Genomic DNA, 10,894 nt, shown 5'->3' on the forward strand with positions numbered 1-10,894 from the left:
CCCGGCCTTCCATCAACAAGCCGGGCACTACTACCACAAACCACATCCACGGGCAACGATATCGCCTTGACCACCCAGGACGCGCCCGACTACGTTGTCGGTTTTCGTACGCGGTATCGCTCGGTGTACGAGCCGGCGTGACGGACGGTGTTGGGCGGGGTGGCGGGTGGATCGTTACGCGTGGCGCGACCTGGGGACGCGTCCCCTTTTCTTTCCTTCGTTGAGCTTGCTGCTAGGCGCTCTCTGGTCTCCCGGAACGGACGGCCCGGCGGAGCTATTTCTGGTCTGCGGGGTTTTGCTGGGAGTGGCCGGACTGGCGCTCGCCCGGCTGCCTGGTGCTCATCTGGCGGTGCTGGGCGCACTCTGGATGGCCGGTGCGGGCCTGGCGCGCTGGGAATCCCAGACCCTGGTTCCGACGGCCCTGGCGAAGGGCGGCGAGGCCGTGGTGGAGGGCGAAGCCGGGCGGGTGGACCTCCTGGACGGAGCCACCCGGGTCCGGCTCGCGGTGGTTCGCGCGGGGCCCGAGGAAGGGGCGCTCGAGAGTGCCCGCTTCAAGCTGAACCTGACGCTTCGCGGAGCCGCGCCGCCACTGCTACCGGGTCAACGACTGCGGGCAAGGGTTCGCCTTGCTCCGGACGCGCCCGCCGCCAATCCAGGTGAGAAGGACTTCACGTCGGTCCGGCGCAGGCAGGGCGTGGCCTTCACGGGGGCGACGAGCGCGGAGCGTGTGCTGGTGCTGTCGCTCGCGCCCGCGTGGCGCTGGGTGATGGAGGACACGCGGGAGCGGCTCGCCGAGGCGACGCACCGGGTAGCGCCCTCTCGTGACTCCGCGGCCCTCTTCCTCACGCTCGCGGCGGGGCGGCGCGCGGAGCTGGACGCGGATTGGGAGGAGGCCTTCTCCCGGGCGGGTCTCGCGCACGTGCTGAGCGTGAGCGGGCTGCATGTCGCGGCCCTGGCGCTGATGACCCTCGCGCTGTTGCGGCGTCTGCTGGTGCGGGCGGGGGCCCGGTGGCGGAAGCTGGATGCTCGACGGGTGGCGGCGCCCGCGGCGGTGCCCTTCGTCTGGGCCTACGTGCTGTTCACCGGCAGCCAGCCGCCGGCGGTGCGCTCCGCCGTGATGGCCACGGTGGTGTTGTTGGGACTGGCGTGGTGGAAGCGCGCGGACGGGTTGAATGGCCTCTCCGCCGCCGCGCTGGTGCTGGTGCTGTGTGCGCCCTCCAGCGTGGAGGACCTGTCGCTGCGGCTGTCGTTCCTCGCGGTGCTCGGACTTGTGCTGCTCGTGCCCGCCCTGCGACTGGCCCTGCCCTTCCCTCGGCCGGACCCGCGCGAGCCACGTCGATGGGCGCGACTCTGGGGGCAGGGACGCGAGGCCGTGGCACAGACGCTGTGCGCGAGCGCGGCGGCAACACTCGCGGGACTGCCCGTGGCGGCGTCGGCCTTCGGGCGGGTGAGCCTTGCGGGGCTCCTCTCCAATGTCGTCGCCCTGCCCCTGTGCGGGCTGCTCACGGGACTCGCGGCGGGCGGGGCGGCGCTGTTCGTGGTGGCACCTCCCCTGGCGACTCCCGTGCTGTGGGCGGGCGCCTGGGCGTCGGAGGCCCTGCTGTGGCTCACCCGGGTGTTCGCCGCCATGCCCCTGGCCTCGGTGGAGGTGCCGCCACTCGGGGCCTGGTCGGCGCTGTATGCCTTCGGACTGTTGACGTGGGCCCTGGGAACGGGCCGGTGGCGCGGGGGCGGATGGCTGGCGCCGGTGGCCCTGGTCGCCGCGGCGCTCGTTCCACGGCTCGCGCCCGAGCCGGGCCTGCGCGTCACCTTCCTCTCGGTCGGCCAGGGAGACGCGGTGGTGCTCAGTTCGCGCGGACACCATGCGCTCGTGGATGGCGGTGGCTCGCCAGGAGGCGCCGACACGGGGCTGCGCTTCGTCGTCCCCTACCTCCGACACCAGGGCATCTCCACACTGGACCTGACGGTGCTGTCCCATCCGCATCCGGACCATGCGCTCGGGTTGGTGTCCACGCTGGAGCACGTGCCCACCGCGCGCCTGTGGTTGCCGGCGGGCGACGAGGGCGGACCGCTGTCTCGGCAGGTGGTGTCGGCCGCGCGCGATGCGAGCGTGGAGGAAGTGCAGGCCGGACATCCCTCGCTGCTCCTGGGCGAGGCGACGGTGGAGGTCCTGGGCCCGCCGGGGGACGCGGAGCGCGAGCTGTTGGAAGGCGTGAATGACCGCAGCGTGGTGCTGCGGGTCCGCCACGGTGACGTCACGGTGCTGCTGCCCGGAGACATGGAGCACGACGCGGAGGAGCTGCTGGCTGACAGCCTGGGCCCGGTGACGGTGCTGAAGGCCCCGCACCACGGCTCACGCACGTCCTCCACGCAGGCCCTGGTGGACCGCATACGCCCCAAGCACGTGGTGTTCTGTGTCGGCCGGCGCAACCGCTTCGGCTTTCCCCATCCGGAGGTGGAGGCGCGCTATCGCGCCGCGGGCAGCGAGTGTTGGAGGACGGACATCGACGGCGCCGTCACCGTGGAGAGTGACGGGCGGGATGTCCGGCTGGTCCCTCACCTGACGCGCGAGCCCGCCGGTGAGGACGCTCGACTTGCCGTTGATGCGCGGCATTCCCATCGTTGAGGCGATGAATCCCGAGGACATCGACCTGCGGCAACTGACGGCGGACCTGAAGGACGCGCTGGGCCCTGGAGAACCCGTGGGCTACCTGCGCGGCAAGTCGCTCATGCGGGACTTGCTCGTGGACCTGAAGGCCTTCTCCCAGCAGGAAGCCGAGGAGCTCATCGATACGCTGGAGCTCCAGGGCTACCTCCGCTTCCTCGGGGACCCTTCCGAGCGCTCCGTGGCGGATGCCCAGTGGGACATCACTCCGCACGCGTGAGCGCGCGCGGCACGGGCGTCTTCACTGGAAGGTCAGCCACGCGAAGCGCGGCAGTGCATGGAAGTCACCGACGAAGAGGGGCGAGAAGGCCTGCCCCTCCACGGTGCGGCGGCCATGGTGCTCCAGGCGGTAGAGATTGAAGCGCCAGCGCGCTCCCGGCTGGGGAGGCACCTGGGGGACCTCGGCGAGCTTCGCGAAGGGAATCCGCATCTCCACGGACCAGCCCTCGTCCTTGTCGGAGGCGTCGTCCAGCGTGCCCCGGACCTTCACCGCCGTCGTCATCCCCGAGTCCCAGGACAGGTCCATTCCCTGCCGACGCGCGGGGAAGTACGCATCGAAGTTGACGTTGTGCGGTGACACCTGCAGCTCGTTGTACGTGCGCCCGTCCGCGTTGGCGTCGAGGAAGATTTCCACCACCTCCTGCTCGTAGATGGGGTCGTCGCGCTTGCGCAGCGTGCCCCAGACGTCGGGGTCCTCGCTGTCGAAGGCCACATAGAGGTACGCGTTGTCGTAGGCGAGACGCGCCTCGGTGCGCAGTCGCACCGCGCGCCCGTCGAAGCTGCCCCTCAACACCACGGGCGCGGCCTCCTTCCAGACCGCGTCGTCGAGCACACCGTCGATGGTGGGCGCGGTGCCCGCCCTGCGGACGACATACTCGGGCAGCTCCGGAGCCGCGCCGCCGAGCTGGGGACCAAGCATTCGGTGTGCCCCGTCGTGAGAGGCGGCGTCATCCACAGGCAGCCGCTCGTCGCCGCGCCAGAAGCCCAGCATCGCCCGAGAGGGCACGGGCGGCATCGGCACGGAGTGGATGTCCTCGACGACCTTGCCCACCGGCCATGAGGCCAGCGGCGCCGCGCCGTCCTGAATCTCGTGGTCCGCGTTGACGAGCATTCCGCCGGTCGCCGCGTCCACCACGTGGACGAAGAAGCCGTACCCCTGCGGAGGCGGACGCACCGCCTGGAAGTAGTGCGCCAGCCGGACCTGCTCGCCCGGGGCGGCATGAGCAGGCGTCACCTTCGAGCCCAGGTACACCACCGAGCCCCCCGCGAACGTGGCGCCGCTTCGGTACGTCAGGTCCGAGGGCGCGGTGTCCAGGACGCGGGCCTTCGCGGGCTCGGGCAGACGGGACGTGCGCGGCTTGGGGCCCGCCTGTTCATCGCGGCACGCGGCCACGAGGCACGAGAGGGTCAGGAGAAGGACGGTGGAAGGGGTGCGCATCGGCGGCGGGCATCCTAGCGACTTCACGGTGGGGAGTGGGCCCGTTCGCCACGAGGGGAAGCCCTGGCGGCCCTGCGCGCACCTGCCCGGCCGTGCCCCCTGCGTCCCATTCGCGGGGCGCAGGCTCCATCTTCAAGCCGGCACCTTCCGGGAGGTTTCGCTCATGTCGCGTAGTCGGTTGCTCGCACCCACGGCCCTGCTCTGCGCGGTGTTGACATCCCTCTTCGCGATGGCGGCTTCCGACGACTCCGTATCCACGGGCTCCACCTGGCTGGACGCGAAGCCCCTGCCCACCTGGAACACGTCGGGCGCTCGCCTGCCCAAGGCGCTCCCGGGCGATGGCCAGTCCCTGCGGACCGGACGCTGCGCACGGTTCGCGCGCAAGCCCACCACCGCGTCGGACCGGGCCTTGATGAAGGCGGGGTGGACGCTGCTGGGCCCGCTCCAAATCTTCGACACGACGGAGGTCATCACCGCCGCCGCGGAAGGCGACGGCATGTGCCGCGCCATGGGCTTCCAGGTGTTCGTCTTCGTCGACGGGCGCTTCGCGGGCACCCTGGCACCCGAGCCGATGACGGACCGCTTCGACGGAGCCATGGGCGAGGTCCGCCTCTACAGCCCCAGGAACCTGACGGCCACCGTGCGTCGCTACGCCGCGGACGACCCGCTCTGCTGTCCATCGCGACAGGGCTCCGTGCAGTACGAGCTCCAGCCAGGCCCCAAGGGGCCCGTGGTGACGGCGACCCAGGCCACGACGAGTCCCACCCCACCGCAGTAACGAAGGGCCCACGACATGGACACGCCCGCGACGGTTCCGCCCGAGCTCAAGAAGGAGATCGCCGACGCGCTCCTCCACCTCCGTCCCGCGCATGAGCGGCGCCGTGAGTACGTGCTGGAGCTCCTGGCCACCGTGCTGCTGGCCCTCGCCACCGTCGGGTCCGCATGGACCGCCTACCAGTCGACCCGGTGGAGCGGAGACCAATCCTTCCAGTACAGCAAGGCGAACGCGCTGCGTGCGGAGTCGGTGCGCGCCTCCACGACGATGGCGCTGCTCGTTGAAATCGACACCAGCCTCTTCGCGAGCTGGGCGGACGCGTGGACCGACGGCGACTCGCAAAGGCTCGACTTCTACGAGCGCCGCTTCCGGGAAGAGTTCCGACCCGCCTTCGAAGCCTGGCGCGCGGAGGCAACCCGCCCGGGCGAAACTCCGGAGGGAACGCCCTTCACCCGACCCGAGTACCACCCCGCCACGCTCGACAAGAGTCGGGAGCTGGCCGCAGAAGCCGAGAAGGCCTTCGAACAGGCGCGACAGTCCAACCAGAACGGCGACAACTTCACCTTCTGCGTCGTCCTCTTCGCCTCCGTTCTCTTCTTCGCGGGCGTGTCGACGAAGCTGCTCCACCCCTCGCTGAAGATCGCCCTCCTCGCGCTGGCAGGGGTGATGATGGTGGTGGCGACCCTCTACATGTTCTCCCTGCCACAAAACATCGGCTTCCGAATCCAGTAAGCCGGAGTGCCGGGAAGGATGCGCCGGCCAGGACGTCGCGGCTTCGCGCGCATTACGAAGGGGCATGCGCCCCTTTCTCACGGCCACGTGGCGGTACCTCGTGATGCTCAACTACGAGGTGGACCCGAAGGTGCTCGCGCCGCTCGTGCCGCGGGGCACGGAGCTGGACACGTGGCAGGGGAAGACCTTCGTCAGCATGGTGGGCTTCCGCTTCCTGGACACCCGCGTGCGCGGACTCGCGGTGCCCTTCCACCGGGAATTCGACGAGGTGAACCTGCGCTACTACGTGCGCCATCGCGGCCCCGAAGGCTGGCGGCGCGGCGTGGCCTTCGTGCGGGAGCTGGTCCCTCGCTGGGCCATCGCCACCGTGGCGCGCGTCGTCTACAACGAGCCCTATCTCGCGCTGCCCATGCGGCACATCGTGGAGATGGAGGGCGCCGAGCAGGGTGCTCCGGGCCGGCTGGAATATGCGTGGAAGCACGAGGGCCGCTGGCAGCGCCTGGCGGCGAGCACTCGCGGCCGCCCCGTCGCCAGCACCCCCGACTCGCAGGAAGAGTTCATCACCGAGCACTACTGGGGTTACACGCCCCAGCGCGATGGCGGCTGCGCGGAGTACCGCGTGGAGCACCCGCGGTGGTCCGTGTGGCAGGCGGACGACGTGGCCTTCGACTGTGACGTCTCGCGGCTCTACGGCGACCGCTTCACGTCCGTCCTGAGCGGGACTCCCGCGTCGGCGTTCGTCGCGGATGGCTCGGGCGTGGCGGTGTATCCGGGCGAGCGTCTCGCGGTGGGGATGGACTGACGCCGTCCCGGACGCTCACGCCCGGTAAGCGCGCGATTCCCCGAGCGGCGTGCCGGTCCGCGCGTTGCTCCACGTCGGGCCATGCGCTTCGAGTTCCAACACCTGGGCACCACCACGCCCTTCGAACTGCCCGAAGGACACCACCTGCTGGGCGGCGGTCCCGACGACCACATCCGCCTGGAGTCCCTCCCGCCCAAGCTGTTGACCCTGCGCATCGAAGGGTCCCAGCTCATGGTGGAGGCGACGCGGACCTTCAACGTCAACGGCGTGCTCGTGCCACCCGGCGTGTCCCGACTGGTCCTCCCGGGTGAAGTGCTGGGCCTGCCCGACACGATGCTCCTGAGCGTGCTGCCGGAAGCCCCCATGGAGCGCGGCCTGGGCACGGTCGCCGTGCTCAAGGGATTGCTCACGGGCCTGGACGCACCCGCCCCGTCCCGAGCCGCCACCCTCACCTGTCTGACGGGGCTGGACGTGGGCCGCACCCACGCGCTCGCGGAGGCACGCACCAGGCTGGGTCGCGGCCAGGAGGCGACGCTGCGCCTTCGAGACCGCGCCGTCTCGCGCAGCCACGCCTGCATCCTCCACGACGAGGACGAGGGCACCTTCACCCTGGAGGACCTGGGCAGTCCCAACGGTGTCTTCGTCAATGGTCAGCGGGTGAGAGAACAGGTGCCCCTGTCCGATGGCGACGTCCTGGAGCTGGGCCGGACGCTGCTGCGATTCCAGGCCCCGCTGGAGGAACTCGCACCTGATTCCGTCGCCAGTGAGCCCCCTTCACGGCCCCCGGAAGGAATCGTCGAGGTTCCGACACCCGACGGCGAGGGGGCCGAGGCAAAGGGGCCCTCGGAGGCTCGGCCCACCGTGCGCCGCGCTCACGCGGAATGGTGGCTCATTGGATTGGGCGGAGCGGCGGCGCTGGCGGGGTTGCTCGTCACCTATGTGCTGGCGACGGGATAGTCAGCCCGGCAGAGGCCCCAACCCGGCACGTTCGACGAGAATCCGGGCGAGCGTCTGGTGGTGCCGGAAGAAGCTCGTGAAGTGTACGAATCCCCACTGTCCACGAATCGCGTAGACGGTGACGGGCCCCGGCAGGACGTCCACGTTGCGGATATCCGCGAAGGAGAACCGCCGGGTTCGCACCATGCCCCGGTAGGTGATGCCCCGGGCATCCACGACGATGAGCGTTCGCGCGTAGTACGTGAGCGAGACGCCGAAGAAGAGGATGAAGAAGCCCGCCGAGAGGAAGGTCTTCAGCGGGACCCCTTCGAACTTGAAGAGGTAGAGAAGCACCGCCACCCAGAGCAGGCCAGCCACCGCCATCGAGGCCGCCAGCCCCCGGCGGGGGCGGAAAACCTGCCGTTCGTCCATCTCCGCGTCGCGCACGGCCATGCATCCAAATTAGTGCCTGGGACTGACAGGATCCACCTGCCCCGGCGCCCGCCTGCCAGCCGGTCAACGCAGCTTCGTGGCCTTCTGTCGAGATTCCTCCTGGAGCTGAGGTCGGACATCCGCGGCGGACGAAGCGGCGTAGCGCTCGTAGAGGCCACGGGCCTCGGCGTTGCGACCGAGGGCGCGGTAGGACTCAGCCAACCCGTAAAGGGGGGAGGCCACCTGGGGCTCCAACTCCAACGCGAACTGGTAGTCCGCCGCGGCCTCCGCGTAGCGACGCAGGCCGATGTTCGCGCTGCCGCGCGCGGTGTAGGCGACCGCCAGCATGGGCTCGAGCTGGATGGCCTGGGTCAGATGCGTCAGCGCGGTGGCGAAGTCCCGCGCACCGATGCGCTGCACGCCCTGCTCATAGGCTCGCCGGGCCTGGGTGCGCGTCGTGTCAGCGACAGGTCCGGAGCCAGGTGCCTGCCCCGCGGCCTGGGGTGAAGCGCCCGCCTGGGCCAGCTTCGCGCGAGCCCGGGTGATGTTGTCCTGCGCACTCTGACGGATGGCGGCGTCCTGCGTGAGCCGCGTCGCCGTTTCCCACTTCTCCACCGCCTGCCCGTAGTAGCCGAGCACCGCCAACGCATTGCCCAGCTTGAAGAGGGCCTCCACATGGCTGGAGTCCGCGTGCGACGCGTCCAGGAACGCGAAGGCCGCCTCACGGTAGCGACGCTCCTTCATCAGCGCATCGCCATCACGGATGCGCGAGGCCGCGAGCGCCGGGTTCGACGGCCGCTCCTGGGAGCCCTCCGTGGCCGCGCGGGTCGACGGGAAGGGCAGCGGATCCTGCGCGGCGTTCCCCGTGGGTGAGGCCGACTCAGCCTGGGCAAGACCCACCGCCGGGCCCGCGCTCCCCGCCGGAGCGACAGTCCCAGCCTGAGCAGCAGTCCCCTTCTGCGCGCTGCTCCCCTCCGGTGAGGGCCTTCCCGCCACGGGCGTGGCGCTCGGGGTGCTCCCCTTCTCACGCACGCCGCCCGCGGGCTCCGCGCTCCCCACTGGAGGGACGGCCTCGCTCGCTGGAACAACGGATGAAGGCGGCGGCGCGGCGGCGACACGCGGGCCCGTGCGCTCGGCCGTCGCGGGCAGGGGCACTCCGCCCAGGGCCTTCAGGTGCCCTCGCGCCTTCTGCACCCAGATCTGCTCCGAGGGCCGCCGCTCAAGGGCGATGTAGCCCTGATACGCGGCAATCGCCTGGGCCTTGTCACCGAGCTGACGGTGGCTCTCCGCCAGTCCGTAGTAGCCGTCCGCGTCGTCGGGCTCGAGCTGGACGTAGCGCGCATACGCTCGCGCGGCGGTGGAGGCATCCCCGGCCTTGCGCGCGGCATAGCCCAGGTTGAAGAACGCCATCTTGTGCTGGGGGTCCGCTTCCGTGGCCTCGATGAAGCGCGCCATGGCGTCCTTCAACTGGCCCTGGCGGAACAGGACACTGCCCAGGCCATTGAGCGCCGGGGCGTATCCAGGCGTGGCGGCCAGCGCCTCGCGATAGGCGATGGTGGCCTCATCCAGACGACCACCGGAGAGCGCTGACTCACCGCGAGCGAAGGCAGCCCGGGCGGGCTCGGAAGGCTCCGCGGCGCCGAGCAGCAACACCGCGGTCAGGGCGATGACGGACCTGCTCACGAAAACCATGACGTCCCCCAGGGGGTGGCTCCCGACTGCCGTAGCAGAAACCGGGGACGGCGTCACGGCGCTCCCGCACCCTCGGTGGGAAGTTTCCTCCGAGGGTGCGCTTCCCCGCCTCAGCTGCGGAAGGGGTTCTGCAGCAAAACCGTCTCGCCACGGTCAGCGCCCACGGAGACGCACACCACGGGGACGCCGCTGATCTCCTCCACGCGACGGACGTAGCGCTTCGCGTTCTCCGGCAGCTCGTCGAAGCTGCGCACGCCGGCGAGCTTCTCGTCCCAACCGGGCAGCGTCTCGTAGATGGGCTTGACGCGCGCCAGGTCCTCGTAGTCCCCGGGCAGCTCGGTGACCTTCTGGCCATCCAGGTCGTACGCGTTGCAGAGCTGGAGCGACTTGAGCCCGCTGAGCACGTCGAGCTTGGTGAGCGCGATGCCCCACAGGCCGTTGACGCGCACCGCGTAGCGCAGCACCACGCCATCCAACCAGCCGCAGCGGCGAGGGCGACCCGTCGTCGCGCCGAACTCATCACCGACCTTGCGCAGCTGATCGCCAATCGCGTCGTTCAGCTCCGTGGGGAACGGACCGCCGCCCACGCGCGTGGTGTAGGCCTTGCTGATGCCCATCACCTTGTCGATGGCCGTGGGCCCCAGGCCCGAGCCCACCGCCGCGTTGCCGGCCACGCAGTTCGACGACGTGACGAAGGGATAGGTGCCGTGGTCCACGTCGAGCAGCGTGCCCTGCGCGCCCTCGAAGAGGATGCGCGCGCCCTTGCGCACCTGCTCCGCGAGGAACAGCGAGGCGTCGTGCACGTAGGGCTTGAGTCGCTCGCCCAGCGCGGAGAACTCGGCCAGGACCTGAGGCACCTCCAGCTGCGGCACGGGAACGCCCGCCTTCGCGCACAGCTCCTTCAGCTCCTCGAGCGCCTGCGGCAGCCGCTCCTCGATGCGCTTGCGCAGCCGGTCCGAATTGAGCAGGTCACGCATGCGGATGCCCCGGCGCGCGACCTTGTCCTCGTAGGACGGGCCGATACCGCGACCGGTGGTCCCAATGGCGCTGCCACCGCGGGCCTTCTCGCGGAAGCTGTCCAGCAGCTTGTGCCACGGGAAGATGACGTGGGCATTGTCGGAGATGAGGAGCTGCGAGTCCTCCTTGAGGAAACCGCGCGCCTTGAGCGCATCGATTTCACCCACGAGCACCGCGGGGTCCACCACCACTCCGTTGCCAATGACACACGTCTTGCCCGGGTGGAGGATGCCCGAGGGAATCAGGTGAAGGACGGTCTTCTGGCCACCCACCACGAGCGTATGGCCCGCGTTATTGCCGCCCTGGAAGCGGACGACCAACTGGGCATGCTCGGTAAGCAGGTCGACGACCTTGCCCTTACCCTCATCTCCCCACTGCGCTCCGATGACGACGACGTTCGGCATG

Annotated in this window: 10 protein-coding genes; 6 read left to right on the top strand and 4 right to left on the bottom strand. The window is 70.2% G+C overall.

Translation table 11 applies throughout. The features are described from left to right. Nucleotides 1–166 precede the first annotated feature (166 nt). Nucleotides 167–2,626 carry a DNA internalization-related competence protein ComEC/Rec2 gene (locus HUA78_RS17530; RefSeq protein ID WP_174476767.1) on the top strand — a complete coding sequence of 820 codons (2,460 nt, stop codon included), beginning with the start codon at nucleotides 167–169 and terminating at the stop codon, nucleotides 2,624–2,626. 4 nt (nucleotides 2,627–2,630) lie between these two features. Further along, a complete protein-coding gene (locus HUA78_RS17535) occupies nucleotides 2,631–2,885 on the top strand; it encodes a hypothetical protein (protein WP_174476872.1) in 255 nt (84 codons plus the stop codon). A 21-nt stretch (nucleotides 2,886–2,906) separates the two neighbouring features. On the opposite strand, the gene HUA78_RS17540 is transcribed toward HUA78_RS17535, so the two are convergent. Beyond that, nucleotides 2,907–4,103, bottom strand: coding sequence for a carbohydrate-binding family 9-like protein (locus HUA78_RS17540; protein WP_174454939.1), 1,197 nt, complete (start codon nucleotides 4,101–4,103; stop codon nucleotides 2,907–2,909). 163 nt (nucleotides 4,104–4,266) lie between these two features. Here HUA78_RS17540 and HUA78_RS17545 point away from each other — a divergent pair, with 163 nt between their 5' ends. From HUA78_RS17545 to HUA78_RS17560, 4 genes are all read left to right on the top strand, one after another. Next, nucleotides 4,267–4,881, top strand: coding sequence for an LppP/LprE family lipoprotein (locus tag HUA78_RS17545; RefSeq protein ID WP_174476768.1), 615 nt, complete (start codon nucleotides 4,267–4,269; stop codon nucleotides 4,879–4,881). 15 nt (nucleotides 4,882–4,896) lie between these two features. Further along, nucleotides 4,897–5,610 (top strand): hypothetical protein, encoded by a 714-nt coding sequence (locus HUA78_RS17550; RefSeq protein WP_174476769.1) that lies wholly within the window; start codon nucleotides 4,897–4,899, stop codon nucleotides 5,608–5,610. 64 nt (nucleotides 5,611–5,674) lie between these two features. Beyond that, nucleotides 5,675–6,412 carry a YqjF family protein gene (locus HUA78_RS17555; RefSeq protein WP_174476770.1) on the top strand — a complete coding sequence of 246 codons (738 nt, stop codon included), beginning with the start codon at nucleotides 5,675–5,677 and terminating at the stop codon, nucleotides 6,410–6,412. An 81-nt stretch (nucleotides 6,413–6,493) separates the two neighbouring features. Then, nucleotides 6,494–7,369 (top strand): FHA domain-containing protein, encoded by an 876-nt coding sequence (locus tag HUA78_RS17560; protein WP_174454937.1) that lies wholly within the window; start codon nucleotides 6,494–6,496, stop codon nucleotides 7,367–7,369. Here the strand turns inward: HUA78_RS17560 and HUA78_RS17565 are convergent, their stop codons facing one another. The 3 genes from HUA78_RS17565 to HUA78_RS17575 all read right to left on the bottom strand — a co-directional run bounded on the left by HUA78_RS17565 (nucleotide 7,370) and on the right by HUA78_RS17575 (nucleotide 10,893). Next, a complete protein-coding gene (locus HUA78_RS17565) occupies nucleotides 7,370–7,801 on the bottom strand; it encodes a PH domain-containing protein (protein ID WP_141646302.1) in 432 nt (143 codons plus the stop codon). Nucleotides 7,802–7,864: 63 nt separating this feature from the next. Then, nucleotides 7,865–9,472 carry a tetratricopeptide repeat protein gene (locus tag HUA78_RS17570; protein ID WP_174476771.1) on the bottom strand — a complete coding sequence of 536 codons (1,608 nt, stop codon included), beginning with the start codon at nucleotides 9,470–9,472 and terminating at the stop codon, nucleotides 7,865–7,867. A 110-nt stretch (nucleotides 9,473–9,582) separates the two neighbouring features. Further along, on the bottom strand, nucleotides 9,583–10,893 hold the full coding sequence (locus HUA78_RS17575; protein ID WP_141646300.1) for an adenylosuccinate synthase: 1,311 nt from the start codon (nucleotides 10,891–10,893) through the stop codon (nucleotides 9,583–9,585). Between the last annotated feature and the right edge of the window lies 1 nt (nucleotide 10,894).

It is taken from the genome of Myxococcus sp. CA033 (assembly GCF_013336625.1).
Classification (GTDB): domain Bacteria; phylum Myxococcota; class Myxococcia; order Myxococcales; family Myxococcaceae; genus Myxococcus; species Myxococcus llanfairpwllgwyngyllgogerychwyrndrobwllllantysiliogogogochensis.

Coding starts and splice junctions, on each gene's coding strand:
- HUA78_RS17545 (WP_174476768.1), top strand. CDS start 4,267: ATGTCGCGTAGTCGGTTGCTCGCACCCACGGCCCTGCTCTGCGCGGTG.
- HUA78_RS17560 (WP_174454937.1), top strand. CDS start 6,494: ATGCGCTTCGAGTTCCAACACCTGGGCACCACCACGCCCTTCGAACTG.
- HUA78_RS17565 (WP_141646302.1), bottom strand. CDS start 7,801: ATGGCCGTGCGCGACGCGGAGATGGACGAACGGCAGGTTTTCCGCCCC.
- HUA78_RS17535 (WP_174476872.1), top strand. CDS start 2,631: ATGAATCCCGAGGACATCGACCTGCGGCAACTGACGGCGGACCTGAAG.
- HUA78_RS17540 (WP_174454939.1), bottom strand. CDS start 4,103: ATGCGCACCCCTTCCACCGTCCTTCTCCTGACCCTCTCGTGCCTCGTG.
- HUA78_RS17575 (WP_141646300.1), bottom strand. CDS start 10,893: ATGCCGAACGTCGTCGTCATCGGAGCGCAGTGGGGAGATGAGGGTAAG.
- HUA78_RS17570 (WP_174476771.1), bottom strand. CDS start 9,472: ATGGTTTTCGTGAGCAGGTCCGTCATCGCCCTGACCGCGGTGTTGCTG.
- HUA78_RS17550 (WP_174476769.1), top strand. CDS start 4,897: ATGGACACGCCCGCGACGGTTCCGCCCGAGCTCAAGAAGGAGATCGCC.
- HUA78_RS17555 (WP_174476770.1), top strand. CDS start 5,675: ATGCGCCCCTTTCTCACGGCCACGTGGCGGTACCTCGTGATGCTCAAC.